General features: G+C 72.1%; 27 protein-coding genes and 1 tRNA gene. 16 read left to right on the forward strand and 12 right to left on the reverse strand.

Annotated elements, in window-relative coordinates:
* The first annotated feature begins 72 nt into the window (after window positions 1-72).
* The 9 genes from ABD331_RS12930 to ABD331_RS12970 all read left to right on the forward strand — a co-directional run bounded on the left by ABD331_RS12930 (window position 73) and on the right by ABD331_RS12970 (window position 4,443).
* Window positions 73-321: a hypothetical protein gene (locus ABD331_RS12930; RefSeq protein ID WP_148434822.1), complete on the forward strand. Its 249-nt coding sequence runs from the start codon at window positions 73-75 to the stop codon at window positions 319-321.
* A gap of 71 nt (window positions 322-392) precedes the next feature.
* The gene (locus ABD331_RS12935) at window positions 393-578 is read left to right on the forward strand and encodes a hypothetical protein (protein ID WP_344474033.1); all 186 of its coding nucleotides are present in this window, start codon (window positions 393-395) and stop codon (window positions 576-578) included.
* Between the two features lie 290 nt (window positions 579-868).
* Window positions 869-1,648 carry a hypothetical protein gene (locus tag ABD331_RS12940; protein ID WP_344474035.1) on the forward strand — a complete coding sequence of 260 codons (780 nt, stop codon included), beginning with the start codon at window positions 869-871 and terminating at the stop codon, window positions 1,646-1,648.
* Window positions 1,649-1,652: 4 nt separating this feature from the next.
* A complete protein-coding gene (locus ABD331_RS12945; RefSeq protein WP_344474037.1) occupies window positions 1,653-2,159 on the forward strand; it encodes a hypothetical protein in 507 nt (168 codons plus the stop codon).
* The gene (locus tag ABD331_RS12950) at window positions 2,156-2,650 is read left to right on the forward strand and encodes a hypothetical protein (protein WP_344474039.1); all 495 of its coding nucleotides are present in this window, start codon (window positions 2,156-2,158) and stop codon (window positions 2,648-2,650) included. Before ABD331_RS12945 ends, ABD331_RS12950 begins: the two co-directional genes overlap by 4 nt.
* A 6-nt stretch (window positions 2,651-2,656) precedes the next feature.
* Complete coding sequence (locus ABD331_RS12955) at window positions 2,657-2,815, forward strand: hypothetical protein (protein WP_344474041.1); 159 nt, start codon at window positions 2,657-2,659, stop codon at window positions 2,813-2,815.
* Window positions 2,816-2,869: 54 nt separating this feature from the next.
* Complete coding sequence (locus tag ABD331_RS12960) at window positions 2,870-3,370, forward strand: hypothetical protein (RefSeq protein ID WP_344474043.1); 501 nt, start codon at window positions 2,870-2,872, stop codon at window positions 3,368-3,370.
* A 6-nt stretch (window positions 3,371-3,376) separates the two neighbouring features.
* Complete coding sequence (locus tag ABD331_RS12965) at window positions 3,377-3,904, forward strand: MauE/DoxX family redox-associated membrane protein (protein ID WP_344474044.1); 528 nt, start codon at window positions 3,377-3,379, stop codon at window positions 3,902-3,904.
* Between the two features lie 32 nt (window positions 3,905-3,936).
* Window positions 3,937-4,443, forward strand: coding sequence for a hypothetical protein (locus ABD331_RS12970; RefSeq protein ID WP_344474046.1), 507 nt, complete (start codon window positions 3,937-3,939; stop codon window positions 4,441-4,443).
* On the opposite strand, the gene ABD331_RS12975 is transcribed toward ABD331_RS12970, so the two are convergent.
* The 6 genes from ABD331_RS12975 to ABD331_RS13000 form a co-directional block, all read right to left on the reverse strand.
* Window positions 4,440-4,961, reverse strand: a complete 522-nt coding sequence (locus ABD331_RS12975) for a hypothetical protein (RefSeq protein WP_344474048.1) — start codon at window positions 4,959-4,961, stop codon at window positions 4,440-4,442. The two genes, ABD331_RS12970 and ABD331_RS12975, sit on opposite strands and share 4 nt — an antisense overlap.
* Window positions 4,958-5,527, reverse strand: a complete 570-nt coding sequence (locus ABD331_RS12980; protein ID WP_344474050.1) for a hypothetical protein — start codon at window positions 5,525-5,527, stop codon at window positions 4,958-4,960. The genes ABD331_RS12975 and ABD331_RS12980 overlap by 4 nt, the downstream gene beginning before the upstream one ends.
* 77 nt (window positions 5,528-5,604) lie before the next feature.
* Window positions 5,605-6,009: a hypothetical protein gene (locus ABD331_RS12985; RefSeq protein ID WP_225273214.1), complete on the reverse strand. Its 405-nt coding sequence runs from the start codon at window positions 6,007-6,009 to the stop codon at window positions 5,605-5,607.
* Window positions 5,993-6,571 (reverse strand): TlpA family protein disulfide reductase, encoded by a 579-nt coding sequence (locus ABD331_RS12990; protein WP_344474058.1) that lies wholly within the window; start codon window positions 6,569-6,571, stop codon window positions 5,993-5,995. The genes ABD331_RS12985 and ABD331_RS12990 overlap by 17 nt, the downstream gene beginning before the upstream one ends.
* A gap of 16 nt (window positions 6,572-6,587) precedes the next feature.
* Window positions 6,588-7,175 (reverse strand): hypothetical protein, encoded by a 588-nt coding sequence (locus ABD331_RS12995; RefSeq protein WP_344474060.1) that lies wholly within the window; start codon window positions 7,173-7,175, stop codon window positions 6,588-6,590.
* 2 nt (window positions 7,176-7,177) lie between these two features.
* Entirely contained in the window at window positions 7,178-7,657 is a 480-nt protein-coding gene (locus tag ABD331_RS13000) for a hypothetical protein (protein ID WP_344474062.1), read from the reverse strand.
* A gap of 301 nt (window positions 7,658-7,958) precedes the next feature.
* Between ABD331_RS13000 and ABD331_RS13005 the strand changes: the two genes are divergently transcribed.
* The 3 genes from ABD331_RS13005 to ABD331_RS13015 are packed head-to-tail and all read left to right on the forward strand — an operon-like array spanning window position 7,959 to window position 9,686.
* The gene (locus tag ABD331_RS13005) at window positions 7,959-8,666 is read left to right on the forward strand and encodes a hypothetical protein (RefSeq protein ID WP_344474063.1); all 708 of its coding nucleotides are present in this window, start codon (window positions 7,959-7,961) and stop codon (window positions 8,664-8,666) included.
* Complete coding sequence (locus tag ABD331_RS13010; protein ID WP_344474064.1) at window positions 8,663-9,148, forward strand: hypothetical protein; 486 nt, start codon at window positions 8,663-8,665, stop codon at window positions 9,146-9,148. Before ABD331_RS13005 ends, ABD331_RS13010 begins: the two co-directional genes overlap by 4 nt.
* 19 nt (window positions 9,149-9,167) lie before the next feature.
* A complete protein-coding gene (locus tag ABD331_RS13015; RefSeq protein ID WP_344474066.1) occupies window positions 9,168-9,686 on the forward strand; it encodes a hypothetical protein in 519 nt (172 codons plus the stop codon).
* A 1-nt stretch (window position 9,687) separates the two neighbouring features.
* Here the strand turns inward: ABD331_RS13015 and ABD331_RS13020 are convergent, their stop codons facing one another.
* Window positions 9,688-10,479 carry a hypothetical protein gene (locus ABD331_RS13020; RefSeq protein WP_344474068.1) on the reverse strand — a complete coding sequence of 264 codons (792 nt, stop codon included), beginning with the start codon at window positions 10,477-10,479 and terminating at the stop codon, window positions 9,688-9,690.
* The gene (locus tag ABD331_RS13025) at window positions 10,472-10,984 is read right to left on the reverse strand and encodes a SigE family RNA polymerase sigma factor (protein ID WP_344474070.1); all 513 of its coding nucleotides are present in this window, start codon (window positions 10,982-10,984) and stop codon (window positions 10,472-10,474) included. Before ABD331_RS13025 ends, ABD331_RS13020 begins: the two co-directional genes overlap by 8 nt.
* Before the next feature lie 109 nt (window positions 10,985-11,093).
* Here ABD331_RS13025 and ABD331_RS13030 point away from each other — a divergent pair, with 109 nt between their 5' ends.
* The 3 genes from ABD331_RS13030 (at window position 11,094) to ABD331_RS13040 (ending at window position 13,609) form a co-directional block, all read left to right on the forward strand.
* A complete protein-coding gene (locus tag ABD331_RS13030) occupies window positions 11,094-11,282 on the forward strand; it encodes a hypothetical protein (RefSeq protein WP_344474072.1) in 189 nt (62 codons plus the stop codon).
* A gap of 126 nt (window positions 11,283-11,408) precedes the next feature.
* Complete coding sequence (locus ABD331_RS13035) at window positions 11,409-11,855, forward strand: hypothetical protein (protein WP_344474074.1); 447 nt, start codon at window positions 11,409-11,411, stop codon at window positions 11,853-11,855.
* A gap of 11 nt (window positions 11,856-11,866) precedes the next feature.
* Entirely contained in the window at window positions 11,867-13,609 is a 1,743-nt protein-coding gene (locus ABD331_RS13040; protein WP_344474076.1) for an AfsR/SARP family transcriptional regulator, read from the forward strand.
* A 70-nt stretch (window positions 13,610-13,679) separates the two neighbouring features.
* On the opposite strand, the gene ABD331_RS13045 is transcribed toward ABD331_RS13040, so the two are convergent.
* The 4 genes from ABD331_RS13045 to selD form a co-directional block, all read right to left on the reverse strand.
* Entirely contained in the window at window positions 13,680-14,123 is a 444-nt protein-coding gene (locus ABD331_RS13045; RefSeq protein WP_344474078.1) for a rhodanese-like domain-containing protein, read from the reverse strand.
* Entirely contained in the window at window positions 14,086-15,939 is a 1,854-nt protein-coding gene (gene selB, locus ABD331_RS13050) for a selenocysteine-specific translation elongation factor (RefSeq protein ID WP_344474080.1), read from the reverse strand. Before selB ends, ABD331_RS13045 begins: the two co-directional genes overlap by 38 nt.
* 32 nt (window positions 15,940-15,971) lie before the next feature.
* A tRNA-Sec gene (locus ABD331_RS13055) sits at window positions 15,972-16,065 on the reverse strand.
* Window positions 16,066-16,101: 36 nt separating this feature from the next.
* Entirely contained in the window at window positions 16,102-17,094 is a 993-nt protein-coding gene (gene selD, locus ABD331_RS13060; protein WP_344474082.1) for a selenide, water dikinase SelD, read from the reverse strand.
* A gap of 29 nt (window positions 17,095-17,123) precedes the next feature.
* On the opposite strand from selD, the gene ABD331_RS13065 reads away from it, so the two are divergent.
* The gene (locus ABD331_RS13065; protein ID WP_344474084.1) at window positions 17,124-18,314 is read left to right on the forward strand and encodes a cysteine desulfurase family protein; all 1,191 of its coding nucleotides are present in this window, start codon (window positions 17,124-17,126) and stop codon (window positions 18,312-18,314) included.

An 18,314-nucleotide genomic window follows, 5' to 3' on the forward strand; every position in this document is an offset into this window, starting at 1 on the left:
TCGGCGATATTCGCCCGATGCCACCATCACACCAGGTAAGATCCTGATCACCGAGCGAGAGGACGACAAGGCGTGCCCGTACCCCCAGGCATGCCGGAGTCGTGGGACGACCACCACGTATCCCCGGCAACGAGAGAGCAGCGCAAGATCACCGCAGCCCGCAGAGCGATCGACGTCGCCCTGCAGACGCGGTTCCTGTGGATCAGCCAGGAGAAGTGGGAGGCCATCGCCGCCTGCGAGGATCTCGAGCTGCTCCAGCAGTGGCTGATCCGCATCCTCACCGTCGACACGGTCGAGGAGCTGTTCGCCGAGCCGGGCTAGCTCCAATGCTCGCTTGGTCAATGTGGTGGCGGCTGTGTCAAGCCAGTGATGGCGCACACCGGCAGGACGCAGTGCGGGATCTACCCGCGCGGGTGGTGGTGTATCTGCTGCTGGCCGGGTGCTTGTTCCCCGAGCCGGAGTGGCGGCGACTGACGGCCGGGCTGGCCGGTCCGAAGCTCGCCCAGTTCCACCACCGCCCTGCACACCGCCCGCGACCTGCCACCATCAGCATGGACATCCTGATCACAGACCAGTGACCGACAGCCCAAGCCCTTGACTAAGCGGCATTGGGGCTAGATCGCACCGCTGGCCACCCGCTCGGTGCCGCAGCCGCACCGGCTCGTGAACCTGGCCAACGGCATGTTTCCTGGCGATTCCGCACGGCGAGATGACGCTCGGCAAGTACGCCATCCAATGGCCTATAAGACGGCTGGCCGTTTGATTGAGGGCGTCCAATATTGGGCTCTTTCCTGCTTCTTTCCCTTTCGGACCGGCTTGAGAAAGATCTTGACCGTCTGTCGATCAACGTGAGATATTCCGATCGATCTTGAAGGTGCCCGACAAGGTGTCCGGCACGTACACACCCCCCTCTCAGGCACAAGCCCATTTCGGCGTGCCCGTTTTTCCCCTCGCGGAAGGCAACGACATGCAAGTGCGTGCTCCGAACGGACAGAGTCTCACGGTCGAAGGCAATTCCCAGCCCTTCATCGGCGGCTGGGCCTACGTCATCTGGGCGCACGGCCCCGCCGGAGGCACGCGCTTCCAGGTCACACCGGCTGGATCCACCGAAGTGGTGTCCAAGCAACTCGGCGACTGGCCCCGCTTCACCGTGCGTGAGGCCCAGTGGAACGGCGGCCGGATCCTGTCGCTCGAAGACCCGGAGCAGGGCACGACCAACATGGTGTGGGTGGGACCGCACAATGAGGTCGCCACCTTCTTCAACGGCGTGGGCGTCCCGTTCGAGGCCTTCATGGACATCCTGGTCAAGTTCGACGTGCGGGACACGCCGGAGGGGCTGACCATGCTGCCGCGGGCGGGATCGGGCCTGACGCTCGGCAACCTGCTGGCGGTCAACACCATCGACCAGGTCTGCGCCGTCCAGGTCAAGCCTGCCGCGGACGCCGCGGACGCGGTGCCCCCGACCAAGGGCAAGCGCGTGCGCGGCGGCGCCATGTGGCGCGTTGACGAGAAGGACGAGTCCGGCGCCGTGCAGACCCGCTCGGCCTTCATGGTCAACGACAGCACCGCGACGACCGTCGTTGCCGCCCGTCCGGACGACGTGCGCTTCATCGACGTCGTCGAGACCATCTCGTGCCGGCTGAGCTAGGACGATGAGAGCCTTCCTCGACTCACTGGCGGTGCTGTCCTTCCTCGGGACGGTGCTGCTGCTCTTCGCCTTCGCGACGCTCCTGAACATGGTTCGCGAGCTGCAGGGCAAGCTGCTCCAGGCGCAGGCGGCCGCTCCGGCGGTCCCCGCCGTCCGGTCCGTGGCCAGGTTCGGCTCCGACGACGGCCTGCCCACGTTCGTCCTGGTCGTGTCCGAGAACTGTCCCCTGTGCGTCGAGCGTGCCCGGCACCTCGCCGCGGTGGCCGGGCCGGACCTGGCCGGGCACGCCGTGCTGCTGGCCGCCGCCGGCCGCTGCGCCGAGTGGGTGGCGGGCAGTGAGGTCCTGCCGGTCATCGACGCCGCCCTGCTCGGCCAGGTCGCCGTCGGCGCGACCCCGACGCTGGTCAAGTACTCCGCCGACGGGACGGAGGAATGGCGCAGGGTCGCCGGTTCCGACGACGACCTCGACACCTTCCTCGCCGTCAGCTCCTCAGAGAGGTCAATCGCATGACAGTCGACGCCGACCGTTACTGGGCCGACGTGCCCTCCGTGACAGACGAGCCCGATCCCGGCGAGCGCCGCCGACCGGCCTTCTCCGCCCCCTCCCGCCGGACCGTCTTCAAGAGCATCGGCGTCCTGGGCGGCGCCCTGGCGCTGAACGTGCTGTCCGCCCTGCCGGGCAAGAACAACGGCGCCTACGCGGTGGTGGGCAACGAGTACACCGACTGCGCCGGCTACGGGAGCGCCTCCGGTTACAACAACAACACCAAGGTCTGCGTCGGAGCCCCGTACTCCAGGAGCTACTGCGGCGGGGACGGCTGGTTCCTGCGCTCGTCCGGCACCTGCTACAACAGCTACGCGGTCAAGTTGTGCGGCGCGGGCAGCCTGACCGACAGGAACGCCTGGCGGTGGACGCACAGCGGCACGAAGTACCGCTGTGCCGACGGGTACGTCGCCACCTGCGGCGGGACCACCTTCTACATCTGCTCCTACGCCCTGTAAGACGCGATGAGCAACACCTTCGCCGCCACCCGGGTCGCGCTCGGCATCGCGCTGTGCACGGCCCTGGTGGCGGCCGCCCACCAGGCCTGGACCCCGTCGTTCACCCCGCTCGCCTGGGCGCTGCTGGGGGTGACCGCCGGGTTCTCGCTGTCCGGCAGCGTTTGAAGCCTCAACTCAGCGGACCTGCTGACCTCGTCGGTCTGGCGAGGCAAGTTGCCGGTGTTCAGCACCGGACTCATGCTCGGCGCGCTGCTGTCCGGGCTCATCACCGGCGCCCTCGGCGGGCTGGCCTCGATCATCCCGGAGGCGGTCCGGCTGTGGACGCTCGCGCCTTTCGTCGCCGTCATCCTGCTCTTCGAACTGGCCGGGCGGCCGCTGTCGCTGCCGCAGAACCGCCGGCTCGTGCCGCAGGACGTCATCCCGCGCTCCTCCTTCTCCGGGCCGCTGCAGTTCGGCTTCGAGATGGGCACCGGCGTGCGCACCTTCACCCCGACGGCGCTGCCCCAACTGCTCGTCCTGGTCATCGTGCTGGCCGGCGGACTGGGACCGGGCCTGCTGGCCGGGCTGGGCTTCGGCGTGGGCCGGGTGCTCATGCCGCTCTCCCGCGCGCTCAGCGGCGACCCGCGCGGCTGGGACACCAAGCTGCTCGGCTCGACGGCCTGGGTGGGCCGCCTGTGCGGCGCCGGGTTCCTGCTGTCGCTCCTGCTCCTGTGGATCTAGGTGCCCATGGATGACACGCTCCCGGCCTGCTTCGCCCTCGCCGGCGCGGTGCTGCTGGTCGCCGCCGCGGCGCGCCGCCCCGGCGGCGTCACCGCGGCGGTCACGGCGCACGACCTGCTGCCGAGGTTCCTGGTACGGCTCGCGCCGCTGATCGGCCCCGCCGAGGGGCTGGCCGGCGCGGCCGTGCTGGCCTGCTGGATGACCGGCGCGGCCGGGCCGCTCCGGCTCGCCGCGGCGGCCGTGGCGCTCTGGTACCTGGCGCTCGCCGTCTACCTGGCCGTCCTGCTGCGCCGCAGGGGCAGGGTGCCGTGCGGCTGCCTGGACGACACCGGCCTGGCGTCGCCCGCGAAGGTCGGCCGCGCCGTCCTGCTGGCCCTGGCGACGGCGCCGCTCGTCGCGGGATGGCCGCCGATCCCGGACGAGCCGGGCGCGCGGCTGCTCGCCTGCGGGCTGGCCGCCTTCACGGCGGGAATCGTGATCGTCGCCGGCAAGGTGGCCGACCTCGCGGGAACCTCCGCGGCCCCCGGACGGTAATCACTTCGACGAGACCCCTGGGAGGACCGCACATGAACCGCACGATCGCGATCGTCATCGCGCTGCTCTGCACCGCCTGCGGCACGGCCACGGCGCAGAAGTCCGAGCCGCCCGCCCTCCTGCTGGAGCCGGGCCAGCTCAAGGACGGCCGCGCGTGGACGGTCACGGCCACCTCGCAGGGGACGTGGCGCGACCTGGACGAGGACCTCGTGCCCTGCGGCAAACGCGTCATCGCGCCCGCGGAGGCCGTCACCCGCTGGCGAACCTTCAAGGCGTCCGACGGGGCCATGGTGACGCAGGTCGTGGTGAGCGGGGTGGAGGCCATGGACTCGTTCAAGTTCTTCTACGCCGAGTGCGGCGAGGTCGGCGACATCGAATCGACGGTCGGCCCCAAGAACGTCGCCCGTCACGACGGCGAGGTGGAGGTGGCCACGGTGTCGAAGGACCGGTTCGTCGTGCTCGGCGGCACCGTCCCCGACGCGCAGCTCACCCTGTTCGCGGAGACCGCCCGCACCCACCTGGACACCGTCCCGTCCTAGACGGCAGGCCCGACGGCCTTGAACACCAGGACGGTGGAGCCGTCCTGGGTGTCGATCTGGAAGGCGTAACAGCCGGGCCTCTTCAGCCGGACGTAGCCGGGACGGTCGCGCCAGTCCGCGGCCAGCGGATCCGGCGGGATGGTGATCTCGTCGCGCAGCGGCTCGCCCTGCGTGCCGTCGAACGCGACAGGACTGTCGCCGTCCAGCCGCCGCCCCTTGATGACGACGGGGTCGCGCAGGCCGGGCGCCACGAACCAGAGCACCTTCGCCCCGCCCCAGCCGCTGCCGGCGAACAGCGTGCCGGGCCCGGCTCCGGTGTACTCCAGCACGGGCCCCATGACCGGCCGTGCCGGGCCGTTCCCGAGCGTGTCGCCGCCGCGCGCGGTCGGCCTGGTCACCGTGCGGGTGACCGGGCAGTCGCCCCCCGGCGTCACGGAGGGGGCGGCCACCCGGTCAGGGGCGCAACCGCACAGGACCAGGGCGAGCACCAGGGCCGTCGCCCGCGCCGCGCGGCTCACGGCACCAGCGCCCAGACGAACGCCGCCGTCACCGTGGCGAGCGACAGCACCCGCGCCGCCTGGAAGACCACGCTGCGCCCCTTGAACGCGACGTCGCCGATCTCCAAGGCGTTGCGGCCGATAGGCGCCACCAGATACGGGATCGCCCGCGCGCCCGCGAACGCCACGACCGCCGCGAGGGCCAGGAACACGTCCCCGAGCACCACGGGCACGGCCAGCGCGACATGGAACACACCGTAAGGCGCGTCGGTCAGGAACCCGAAACCGAGCGCCCTGCCCCAGCGCGTCACCGCGTCGGCATTGTTCATGTTGACGAACTCGGTCGGCACCAGCCACCGGAAGGACAATTTCCGGTGCCAGCCGCCCACCCATTCGCTGAATGCGAACGCGCCGAGGAGCACGGCGACCGCGACGTTTCGCGGGCCCTGATCCAGCGGCAGCAACCAGGAAAGGGCGGACAGCGAAACGACCACGATGGCGAGCATTCCGGCGCCGAGCGCCAATCCGCCGACGAATCGGGGAATGGTGTTACGTGGCGACGCGTACAGCGTGCCGGCCGCGTTCATTCCTCAAGCGGTGGCGAATGAGAGCACTCCGGCGACGCCGGCCAGGACAATCGTGAAATGCGTCATGGGCGCCTTTGTCAGTAGTGGGTCGTCGATTTGCAGCCGCAGACGTAAGTGCCGTTGCAGGCGATCGGGCCGATGATGCTGGAGATGCAGTCACGGCAGCGGTGCCGGTTGGGGCTCGTGCCGGTGTACCACCAGCCGGTGCTGTAGGGGCAGACGTTGCAGCCGCGGTTGTAGCTCGGCGTGCAGGTGGCCCGGCCGCTCGGGCAGGCGGAGCTCGCCGCGCACCCCGAGCAGTACCTGCCGTAGGGCGGGTAGCAGGTGCCGTGGGCGAAGGCAGGGCGGGCGTTGACGCCCATGACGACGCTGGCCACGGCGGCCGCGACGGCGCCCGACTTGCCGAGGAACTTGCGCCGCCCGATCCGTCTGGTGGCCTTCGCGGCCCCTAGCTGGAATTTCTCGTCACGCGACGTTTTCACGTACCGCCTCCTTGTCGAACTCGACCCGCTGAACCGGGGCGAGCATGTCGATGAGCCGTCCGCGGCTGTTGAGCAGCCCCTTCGAGACGATGAGCCCGCGCTCGTCGACGACGAACGCGAAGGGGCTGACATCGACGTCGTACGCCGAGGCGAGGCCCTCCGTGGCCACGACGACGGGGCCCTTGACCCCGCGCGCGCCGGCGTAGGAGACGACGTCCGCGAGGTCCGAGCCGAACAGGAAGTTGACGACCCGCAGGTCGTAGTGGTCTTCGAGGTAGCGGATGTCCGGGTAGATCTCCGCGCACTCATGGCAGGTGGTGGACCCGAAGAAGACGAGCTGGGGCCGCCGCAGGCCGTGGACGTCCACGTCGGCGCCGGTGCGCGCGTCGATCAGGTCGAGCGCCGGCAGCTTCCTGCCGATGGAGATGCCGCTGTCGTCGGCGCCTCTGGCGCTGCCCATGACCATCAGCCCGAGCTGCCGGAACAGCACCGCGGTGAGGATCAGGTTGACGGTGGTCACGATCAGGCAGACCGCGACGATCACTATGCCCAGGGTCGACATGGCTGGCTGGTTCCTTTCACGCGTCGCGCTCGGCGGGCCGCAGGTCGGGGAAGCCCTGGAACCAGGGCCGGTAGCGGTCGGCCCGCAGCCGGTACTCCCGCAGGACGGGCCGGTAGACGGGCATGATCACCATCGCGTGGAAGAGCACGACCGCCATCGCGCCGAACACCAGGACCCGCGCCGCCAGGCCGGGAGGGGTTTGCGCGAGGTAAGCCAAGCCGGGGGCGGCTTCGGCGAGGTAGGCCACGGCGCCGGCGAACGCGGCGAGGGCCAGATTCACGAAACCCAGCGGGTATCCGAGCCGGCCCGACCTGGACCGGCCCCAGCACCCGCAGTCGGCCCGGCCGCGCCGGGCCCGCAGCCACAGGACGGCGAGGCCCATCACCGCGTACAGGCCGGAGACCGCGAGCAGGGCCGCGGGCGCGCCCGACAGGACGAGCGCCAGGCAGGCGAGCGCCTGCACGACGGTCAGGGCGTGGTCGACCGGTGTGGACAGGATGCCGCGCGGGCGTTCGCCCCAGGCCCAGTCCCAGCCCTTGGCGAGGGCCGAGGCGACCAGGGGTGCGCACGCGAGCACGGCGAGCAGGTAGAAGGTCATCGGCACGGTCAGAGGACGACGAGGGTCGTGGTGACCTGCGTGGTGAGCAGTTCGTCGGCCGCCGGCTGCTTGGCGACGACCTCGGCGACCCTGCGCAGCGTGGCGAGGTCGTCCACGTGGCCGACGACGGGCGCCTCGGGCTGGATGCTGGCGACGTCGGTGAGGAAGACGGCGAGCTGCGGCGTGGCCGGCAGCTTCCCGTCGGCGTCGGTGCACAGGACCACGTCGCCGGCCCGGTAGGACGCCCCGGGGCTGGCGTAGCGGTCGACCTCGGGAGGCGCCGCCGCGTCCTGCGCGGGAATGGCGCTCTTCTTCTGCTGCGGCGTCTCGGCGTGCCATTGTTTGAGCACGCCCGCCAGGGCCGGCTCGCCGACCTGTATCTGCAGCAGGAATTCGGGGGCGTACCTGGTGACGACGGTGACCACCGGCTCGGCGGTTTCCGCGTCCATCCGGGTGGATAAGTCCGTGAGCTTCTGCGCACGGCGCATGCGAAGCGTTCCGATGGGTTGACTTTGCTGACCTGTGTTCATGCGACTCCGCTCGGCTTTCGCTATGGGATATGCCGTGGTACACGCACATGAATAGGCGGAAGGATGAAGTCGAGGAGCCCCGTCGATGCCCCCGGCCGATCTGCCGATTCACCCCGTGAGATCGGTGGCCGGAGGTGCTGATCGACAGTTAAACATAGGAATCGCCGCCGTACAACAGAAGAAGTAAGGCCGCGGAAATCGTCAGGAAAGCCCGGCTTGTGGATCATCGGTGACAGCCGTTACGAGAGGATCCACCCACATGCCCGCTCCGAAACACACCCAGACCGCGCTGGCGCCGGACGGCCGCCGGGTGACGCTCTCCTGCCGCAGCGAGAACGTCCAGGGTGATTGGCAATGGCAGATGCGGCTCACCAGCAAGACGATCGCGGTCGGCCTCGGCGTGGCCGGGCCCGGCTACGCCGACGGCGCCATGGCGGCGCTGAAGATGAGCGCCAGACAGCAGATCGTCTACCGGGCCCAGCCTCTGGTCGTCATGGTCGACGCCGCCGAGGAGAGCTGGATGGCAGCCTGGAAGGGGCCGCACCACACACTGCACCTGGGCGGGGCCGCGCCCGCGCCCGACCTCGGCACCATCACCGGGCTGCTCGACCAGCTCTCCATCACCGACACCCCCGACGGCCTGCTCGTCACGCCGCAGCCGGGCAGCGACGTCGTCATGTGGGGTCTCTACGGGACCAAGTACACGCAGGCCGGCAAGATCTCCTTCTACCCCGCCGAAGACGCCCAGGGCCTCCTCCCCGAAGGTCAGGAGGGCCTCGCGGTCGATCACGGCCGCGTCTGGGTCAAGAGCATGGAGGTCGACGGCAAGGACCGGGGACGCAAGTACCTGCACGCCAGCGCCAACTCCGTCGCGCTGATCAACGACAGCCTCGACCGGCTCCCGTGGGTCACCAAAGCCGGCCAGGAGGAGCTGCTGCAGTCGCTCGAGATCAGGTGGGGCCGTTGATCGCGATCCTGTCCGCCGCGCTGGTGCTGGCGTGGGTCGCGATCGCGCTGCTCGCCTTCGGCTACGCCGGCCTGCTCGGCAAGGTGCGGGAGCTGCAGGAGGGACGCGGGCCGGGCACGAGCCAGGTCAACCCGGAGCTGGCCGCCCGCGGCCCGGGGAGCCGCAGCCTGGCGCTGGCGCTGACGTCCACCTGCTCCACCTGCGAGAAGGTCTTCGCCGAGTGGGGCGCGCTGGCGGCCAGGCTGAACGCCGCGGGCGACCGCACGACGGTGGTCAGCATGGACGACTCCGCCAAATGGCAGGAGCGCGGCGCGACCGACGTGGTCCTCGCGAGCGAGCTGTCCTCGCCCTTCCTCATCGCCTACCAGCCGGCGTTGCTCGTCTTCGACGAGCGGGGCGCGCTGCTGTCCGCAGAACCGATCGGCTCCGTCGAAGGGCTGCACGCGCTGTGCGAGCCGTTCCTGGAGCCGGTGACCATCTGACGACGAAAGCGAAATCAGCATGAGCATGCTCGACCAGATTCCCGTCATCTCCGAGGCCCCGAGGGCGGGCCGCGAGACGCGCCGGCCGGCCGCCGGCGCTCAGGCGGCCGCGCTGCCCGCGTCCGCGCCCGGCCGGCGCACCTTCCTGCGCACGGTGGTCGTCGGCGGCACCGCGCTGGCGATGACCTCGCTCGGGTGGATCACCGACCGCATGGCCGCCTACGCCGTCACCAGGACGACCAGGCACGCCTCGCACTGCATGGGCGTGAACGTGTCCGGCGACACCCCGTGCTGGGGGCGCACGTCGATCTCATCGACCCACTGCGCCGGCGACCACTACCACCGCACCGACTCCGGCAGCTCGGGCAGCTCCTACTGGTACGACTACAACTGGGTGGCCGCCTGCGGCGGCGCCGCGGGATGGTACTGGTCCAGCAGCGCCGGCAAGTGGAACTGCTGGGACGGCGACTTCGACCAGTGGGTCTCCGGCTCCAGCGCGAGCGGCTACACCACGATCTGCAAGTACAAGTACGCCTGAGTCACCCTTCGACGACGCCTCCCGGCGGCAGCGGCAGCACGTAGCTCGTCCCGTCCGCCGTGGAGACCCTGATCTCGATCTCCCACGGCCGCGCCGTGCGCGTCTCGGCGATGCCAGCGGCGGGCACGGCCGTGCTCGTCCCCTCCGGGGTGGTCACGGTCGCGCTCCGGCCCGGGGCGATCGCGACGATCACGAACACCCGGCCGTGCGCCACGCGCAGGGCCGCGAACCCCAGCCCGGACGGGCGGATGCGCTCGCACACCTCGTCGCCGCGCTCGCACGCGAGGTCATAGGACAGGTAGTCGCTGACCTGGCGGAACGGCGCGCCTTCTGTGGCCGCCCACAGCTCGGCCGCCTTGCCGTCCTTCTCGTTGGCCCGCCTGGGCAGGACGACCAGGGTCTCGGCGCCGGCCTGGCCGTACACGAGGGCGTCTACCGGCCGCCCGAGCTGGGCGCTCAACCGCTCCACCGGGCCCGTCTCGGGTCGCGCGGAGACCGTCCCCTCGGGTCGCGCGGAGATCGACGCCGAGACCGTCCCCTCGGGTCGCGCGGAGATCGACGCCGAGACCGACACCGAGGTCGTCCCCGCCGGTGAGGACGAGGCCGCGGGGCCAAGCACGAGGGGAAGGGCCAGCCCCGCGCCGCCCGCGACGACCGCCGCGCCGGCCGCCGTCACCCGCAAGCGCCGCCGCCTGGCGCGGGCGCCCGCGATCGCCCGCTCGCCCATCCCCGCAGGGAGCACGGCGTCCTCGACCGCCCGGTCCAGCGTCTCCCGCAGCTCCATCTCACGCATCAGCGACTCCCGTCGACGTCTTCAGATCCGCCCGCAGCCTCCGCAGGCCGCGTGATGCCTGGCTCTTCACCGAGCCCACCGAGCCGCCGAGCTGCGCGGCCGTCTCGCTCTCCGTGTAACCCAGCCAGAACCGCAGGACGATCACCGCCCGCATGCGCGGCGGCAGCCGCCGCAGCGCCGCCAGCACCAGCTCCCGGTCGTCGGCCCTGCCGAAGTCGTCGGCGCCCTGCGAGGGCTCCACGTCCTCGCCGGAGCGGCGGCTGTGCCAGGGCGAGCGCCACCGGCTCGTCGCCCGGTTCACGATCGTGCGCCGCGCGTACGCCTCCGGCTCCTGCTCGCGCAGCCGGGACCAGCGCAGCCACACCCGTTCCAGGCCGTCCTGCAGCAGGTCCTCGGCGTCGCCGCGGTCGCCGCACACGAGCACGGCGAGCTTGAGCAGGCGCGGCCCGCTCGCCGCCACGAACGCCCTGAACTCGTCTTCCGCATCACCCCGGGGACTCTCCACGTAGACATAACGCCACAGCGCACCTCAAGGTTGAACGCCTTACCCGACAAGTGACCGCAGGAAAGGTGGCGGAAAGAGGTCGGAAAGCACCGCTGGCCATGATGATCGCATGACGCTCACATCGGGGGTTCGGCACGACTGGCGCGGCTCACCCGTGACGGTCGGCCTGGCGGTCGCCGCGGCCGCCATGGGGGCGAGCGTGCTCGCCCACCTTCTGCTCGTGGGACCGGCCGTCGCGCTCGTCGGCATCGGCGCCGCCGCCGTGGTCGCCGGGTACTCCACGTCCGGCTCCGTTTGAAGCCACAACTCAGCGGGTCTGCTGACCTCGCCGGTCTGGCGGGGAACGAGAAATGTCGTCTACTTCAACCGCGGACTGCTGCTCGGCGGCACCGCGACCGGCCTGCTCCTGCTGCTTCCCGCGGCGGTGACGCACACCCTGATCCCCGCCTCCTGGGCGACGCCGCTCCTGCTCGGGCTCGTGCTGCTCGCGCTCGGCTGCGACGTCGGGCTGCTGCCCTTCCGGCTGCCGCAGAACGCCAGGCAGGTGCCCAGCAGCATCGTCGCCCGCTCGGACGGGAGCGGGGCGCTGCAGTTCGGCTTCGAGATGGGGACGGGCCTGCGCACCTTCATGCCGACCCACCTGCCGTACGTGCTGGTCAGCCTGATCCTGCTGGCGGCCCCCTGGTGGAGCGCGCCGTTCGCGGGCTTCTGCTTCGGGGCGGGCCGTGCGATCATGGTCCTGTCTGCTGTCCGGCGCGGTAACGCGGCCGACTGGGACCGTGATTTCGCGGCTCGCAAGAAGGCCATACTCACCGGGTGCTGGTTCAGCATGGTCTGCGCGCTCGCCGTCATCGTCATCTCGGTAACGTGATGGGGGAGTGGATGCGGATGACTGTGGGCTCCATCGGCGTACTCGGCACCGTGGGGCTGTTGTCTGCCGAGGGGGTCGTCAGTCCCAGGCCGCCGGTCGTCAGGGCGCTCCTCGGTGCGCTGGCCGCGCACGCCTCGGAGCCCGTCCCCTCGGCCCATCTCATGAACACGATCTGGGAGCAGGACCTGCCCGCCAACCCCAAGGGCGCCCTGCACCTGACCGTCCACCGGCTGCGCCGGTGGCTGGAGGAGCAGGCGGGCGGCTCCATCGCCCTGGTCACGGGGGTGAGCGGCTACCGGCTGGACCTGCACGAGGGCACCACCGACCTGATCGAGTTCCGCGCTCTGACCTCGGCCCCAGGCGGCGCCGAGGACGATCTGCACCGGGCGCTCGCCCTCTGGCGCGGGCGGCCCTTCGAGAACGTCCCCGAGGACCGGGTCGACTCCGAGCTGGTCGAGACGCTGCTGGCCGAGCGCCAGGCGGTGGTGCGCAGGTACGCCAGGTCCGCGATGGACGGCGGCCGGCTGGAGGCGGCCGAGTCGCTGCTCTGGACGGCGTGCCGGGCCGACCCGATGGACGAGGAGGCCCACGCGCTGCTGATCGAGGTCCTGTCCGGCATGGGGCAACTGGCCTCGGCCCTGTCGGTCTACGACCGCATCAGGCGGCGGCTCTCGGCGGAACTGGGCATCAGCCCGGGCAGCCGGCTCACGCTGGCCCACCAGCGGGTGCTGAAGGAGCCCGCTCTCACCGCCGACCCTGATCGCGGCCCCCGGCCGAGCGCGCTGACCGGCCGCGGGCAGGCCCTGCGGTCGCTGGCCGACGACCTGTGCCACGCCCGCGTCGTCACGCTGACAGGCCCCCCTGGGGTCGGCAAGTCGGCGCTCGCGCTGGCGGCCGCGACCACGGCCGCCGTCCGGCTGGAGTGCGACGTCACCACCGTCGATCTGGAGACCCAGGCGCTCACCGGCGTCGATCTGGAGGCCAGGCAGCTTGCCGGCGTCGATCTGGAGGCCGGGCAGCTCGCCGGCGTGCTCCCGGCGGGGCGGGGCCGGCACATCCTCGTCATCGACGGGTACGGCGGGCGGGTCGCGGAGGTCAAGGCGGCCATCCAGCCGCTGATCGCCTGCTCGCCCGAGCTCGTCGTGCTCGGCACCGGCTCCCGCGTCCTCGGCATGCCGGGGGAGACCACGCGGACGCTGGGCCCGCTGAGCGCGGCCGAAGCCGAGAACCTTCTGATCAGCCGCGCCGCCGCGTTTCTGCCCAGCGTGTTCCACGCCCCGGAGAACCGTCACTGGCTGAGCAGCCTGCTCGCCCACACCGGCGGCCTGCCGAGCGCCATCGAGATCGCGGCCTCGCTGCTGCGGACGCTGACGCCGGACAACCTGGCCGCGGCCCTGGCCAGGGACGCCCGGATGCTGCTCGACGGCGGCGACGCCACCGGCGTCACGCTCGCCGAGCGGATCCGGCACGCGCACAGCGCGCTCGAAGAGCGGGAGGCGCTGCTGCTGACCCGCCTCGCGGGGCTGCCGGAGGAGTTCGGCCTGGCCGAGGCCGAGACCCTGTGCGCGTGCGCGACGTTGACCGAGAGTCAGGTCGTCCGCGGGCTCATCGGGCTCGTCGACCAGTCCTTGGTGCAGCCCGTCGACCACTCCTACGGCCGTCGTTACCGCATCCTCCCGCCCATCCGCCGGTTCGTGGCGGACCTCTGCGAAGACGCGCGCGAGAGGGAGAGCGTGGGCCTCCGCGTCTGGTGATCTTTTTCCTCCTGGACCGGCCAGACCTTCGCGACGCTCAGCGGCTGGGAGCACTGCACCTGATCGACCTTCACTCCCCCGGCCCGCGCGGCGTCGTGGGCCGGGCGGGCCGGACGGTCGGCAGGCCGGCCTCCGCCCACGCGTCGAAGCCGCCGATGACGTCGGTGGCGTTGGACAGCCCGAGCTCCCGCAGCGCCGCCGCGGCCAGCGAGGACGAGTACCCCTCGGCGCAGATCACGATCCACTGGATGTGACGGGAGTCCGCCTCGGGAATGCGGGCCTCGCACGTGGGGTCGAGCCGCCACTCCAGGTGGTTGCGCTCGACCACCACGGCCCCCGGGATCTCCCCGGCCGCCCTGCGCTGGTGCTCGGGCCGGGTGTCGACGAGCTTCGCGCCCCGGCCCGCGGCGGCCCACGCCTCGGCGGGCGCGAGGCGCCGCAGCCCCGCGCGGGCCCGCGCCAGCAGCCGGTCGACCTCAGTCGCGCCGGCGCAGGGCTCGCCTGTCGTTGTCAACGCGGTGGGTGATTCCCCGGGCATCGAGACACTCCAGCAGGGGCAGGGCGACGCGGCGGCTGGTGGCCAGGGCCACGCGCGCGTCGCTGACGGTGAAGGGGGAGGAAAGTTCGGCGAGCCGGTCCGCGGCCCTCTCCAGCGCGTCGGGCATGAGCACGACGTTCTTTCCGATCGACATGACCGCGCCGGAACGGAGCGCGGCCGCGAGCGCCTTGCCCGTGAGGCCGAGCTCGTCCAGGCGTTCGGCGGTGGGCGCGTCGAAGGGGCGTTCGGCGAGGTCGGCGGTCAGCTCCGCGACCGCCCTGGCGATCGCGGGCGGCAGCGACCGATCGGCGGTCACGATTCGGCCGCCCTCGGACACCAGCGGCGGCACGACGAGCGCCTCGGCGAGCCGCCGGTCGGGCAGGCCGAGCACCTGGGCCACGGCGTCCACGGTGACCCCGGGATCGTGCGCGGGCCGCCGCGAGACGTGCTCGACGAGCCGGCGGGTCAGGGACGACCAGTGCTCCGGGTCGGCGTACCAGTCGCCGGTCACCGGTGTTCCGGCGGGAGGGCAGCCCATCGCCCGCAGTTCGCGTCCGGTCAGCAGGCCGTGCCAGCGCAGCAGGGCCGCGGCGTCGGGCAGCGACACCTCGGCGAGCGCGGCCGCCCTGGCCGCCGCCGCGCCCCGGCGGCGCAGCGGGGCCGGCCGGACGTCCAGCACGACGAGCCCGGCGACGATCTCCCGCCGGCCGGGGTCGCGGAGCAGGCCCCGGTCACCCGTCCTGAGCGGCAGGGGACGGCCGAGGGTGAGCCGCGCGGTGTCGCCGCCGAGAAGCCGGACCCTGACGGGCACGGCGGCCGACCCGACGTGCAGCACCGCCGCCTCCCTGCGCCGGGCCGTTCCAGAGTGCGGCACCGCCGCCTCCCTGCGCTGGGCCGATCCGGGGTGCGGCACCGCCGCCTCCCTGCGCTGGGCCGTTCCAGGGTGCGGCACCGCCGCCTCCGCGTGCCGGTCCGGCGCGGCAGTCAGCCGGACGTCGATCACCTGAGCCGGCGACCACGCCTCCGGCGTCATCAGGGCCATGCCGCGCGACAGGTCGTCACGGTCGACGCCCCGCAGGTTGACGGCCACGCGGGCGGTCGCGGACACCCGCTCCGCCTTCTCCCCCAGGGTCTGCAGCCCCCGGATCCTGACCCGGCCGCCGCCCGTCTCCAGCTCGTCGCCGACGCGGAGCGTGCCCCTGGTCAGGGTGCCGGTGACGACGGTCCCCGCCCCCTTGATGGTGAACACCCGGTCGATCCACAGCCGGACGGCGTCCCCGGTGTCCGGCTCGGGAAGCGCGGCGGCGAGCCGGCCGAGCGCGGCCCGCAGCTCATCGAGCCCCTGCCCGGTCCGGCCGCTGACGGCGACGCTGCCGATCCCCGCGAGGCCGGTCCCGGCGAGCCGCTCGCGCACCTGCCTGCGCACGGGCTCGGGATCCGCCAGGTCGGCCCGGGTGACGACGGCGAGGCCGTGCCGCACGCCGAGGGCGTCCAGCGCCGCCAGGTGCTCGGCCGACTGCGCCTGCCAGCCCTGGTCGGCGGCCACGACCAGCATCACCGCGGGGCAAGGCCCCACCCCGGCCAGCATGTTGGTGACGAACCGCTCGTGCCCGGGGACGTCCACGAACGCGAGCCGCTCGCCCGATGCGAGCGTCGTCCAGGCGAACCCGAGGTCGATGGTCATGCCGCGGCGGCGTTCCTCGGCCCAGCGGTCGGGCTCCATGCCGGTCAGTGCCCGGACGAGCGTCGACTTGCCGTGGTCCACGTGCCCGGCCGTCGCGATCACGTGCATGTCGCAGACCAATCCCCGTTTTTCCCCGTTCAGCGGAGGCGGACGGGAATCGAACCCGCCGCGCCGAGATGCTCGGCGCCACTGGTTTTGAAGACCAGGAGGGTCACCAGACTCCTAAACGCCTCCGGAAGAGATCATAGACGAATTGCCAGGCATGCCCGATTAATGTCGAACAATAATTGTATGTCCGGTATTTTCCACCAATTCACCAATTACTGGGGCGCCCGGGATCTCCCCGGCGACGAGCAGGCCCCCCGAGGTCTGCGCGTCGGCGAGGAGCAGCAGAGTTTCCTCCGGGACGTCGCCGTGATCCAGGTGAGGAGCCACCCAGTCGAGGTTGCGCCGCGACCCGCCGGGGACGAACCCCTCCCGCACGGCCCGCTCTGCGCCCTCCAGCACCGGAACGGCCGAGGCGTCGATCACGGCGGTGACCCCGGAGGCGCGGGCGAGCTTGTGCAGGTGCCCCAGCAGGCCGAAACCGGTGACGTCGGTCGCGCACCGGATCCCGGCGGCCAGGGCGTCGCGGGAGGCCTCCGCGTTGAGCCGGATCATGGTCTCCACCGCCTGCGGGAACACCTCGCCGGTGCTCTTGTGCCGGTTGTTGAGCACGCCGAGACCGAGCGGCTTGCTCAGGGACAGCGGCAGCCCGGCGCGGCCGGTGCTGTTCTGGAGCAGCCGGCCGGGGTCGGCGACGCCGGTGACGGCCAGGCCGTACTTGGGCTCGACGTCGGTGACGCTGTGCCCGCCGGCCAGATGGCAGCCGGCCCGCGCGGTCACCTCCGCGCCGCCCCGCAGCACCTCGGCGGCCAGGTCGTAGGGCAGGTGGTCGACGGGCCAGCACAGCAGGTTGAGCGCGACCACCGGACGCCCGCCCATGGCGTAGACGTCGGACAGCGCGTTGGCCGCGGCGATGCGGCCCCAGTCGTAGGGGTCGTCGACCACCGGGGTGAAGAAGTCGGCCGTGCTGATGATCACGGTTCCGTCCTGTACGCGGACCACGGCGGCGTCGTCGCCGGTGTCCAGCCCCACCAGGAGCTCCGCCTCGGCGTCTCGCGGGAGCGGCATCCCCGAACCGCTCAGCAACCGTTCCAGATCCCCCGCGGGGATCTTGCAGGCGCAGCCACCGCCCTGGGCGTACTGTGTGAGCCTCTTCATGATCACACTTTAGGGTGATAATGGTCGGCATGCTCGTCGATGAGCCGGTCTATCTGGATCACAATGCCACCACCCCCATCGATCCGCGCGTAGCCGAGGCGATGACGCCGTACCTGACGACCTGGTTCGGCAACCCCTCCAGCGGTCACCGCCACGGCGAGCGGCCGCGCCAGGCCATGGCCGTCGCACGCGAGCAGGTCGCCGCGCTGATCGGGGCCCGCGCGCCCGAGGTGGTCTTCACCGGGTCGGGCTCCGAGGCGAACCTGCTGGCCCTGCGCGGCGCGGTGCTGGCCGCCGGCCGCACCCGGCCGCACGTGATCACGCAGGCCACCGAGCATCCGGCGGTGCTGGAGACCTGCCGCGCCCTGGCGCGCCTGCACGGCGCGCGGGTGACGACGCTGCCGGTGGACGGTGACGGCCTCGTGGCCGCCGCCGCGCTGGAGGCCGCGCTCACCACGGACACGGTGCTGGTGTCGGTGATGGCCGCCAACAACGAGACCGGCGTCCTGCAGCCGGTCGCCGAACTCGCCGCCCTCGCCCGGGCGCGCGGCGCGCTGTTCCACTGCGACGCCGCCCAGGCCGCGGGCAAGATCCCGATCGACGTCCTGGCCTGGGGCGTGGACCTGCTGACCGTCGTCGGGCACAAGATGTACGCGCCCAAGGGCGTCGCCGCGCTGTACGTGCGCGACGGCGTGGCGCTGGAGCCGGTCGTCTACGGCGGCGGGCAGGAGCGCGGCCTGCGCGCCGGCACCGAGAACGTCGCCCTGGCCGTCGCCATCGGCGCCGCCGCCGACCTGGCCGCCCGCGACTTCGCGACCGGTGCGCCCGCCCGCCTCCGGGAGTTGCGCGACGACCTGCACCGCCGCCTGTCCACGGCCCTGCCGGGCCGCGTCCGTCTCAACGGCGCGGCCGGGCGGCGCCTGCCGAACACGCTGAACGTCAGCATCGACGGCGTGCTCGGCTCCGACCTGCTCGCCGCCGCGCCCTCGGTGGCCGCCTCCACCGGCTCGGCCTGCCACAGCGGCGCGCGCACCCCCTCGCCCGTGCTGTCGGCCATGGGCCTGGATGCCGGCCGGGCGCTGGGCGCGGTGCGGCTGTCGCTGGGCCGCGGCAGCACCACAGGCGACGTCGAGACGGCCGCCGCCGCGCTGACCGACGCCGCCCGGCTCCTCCTCCCACAAGAACGCCCCCGCAAGAACACGCCGATCGGACGTCCCTGA

Origin of the sequence: Nonomuraea monospora (genome assembly GCF_039531895.1) — a bacterium.
In the GTDB taxonomy this organism is placed as follows: domain Bacteria; phylum Actinomycetota; class Actinomycetes; order Streptosporangiales; family Streptosporangiaceae; genus Nonomuraea; species Nonomuraea monospora.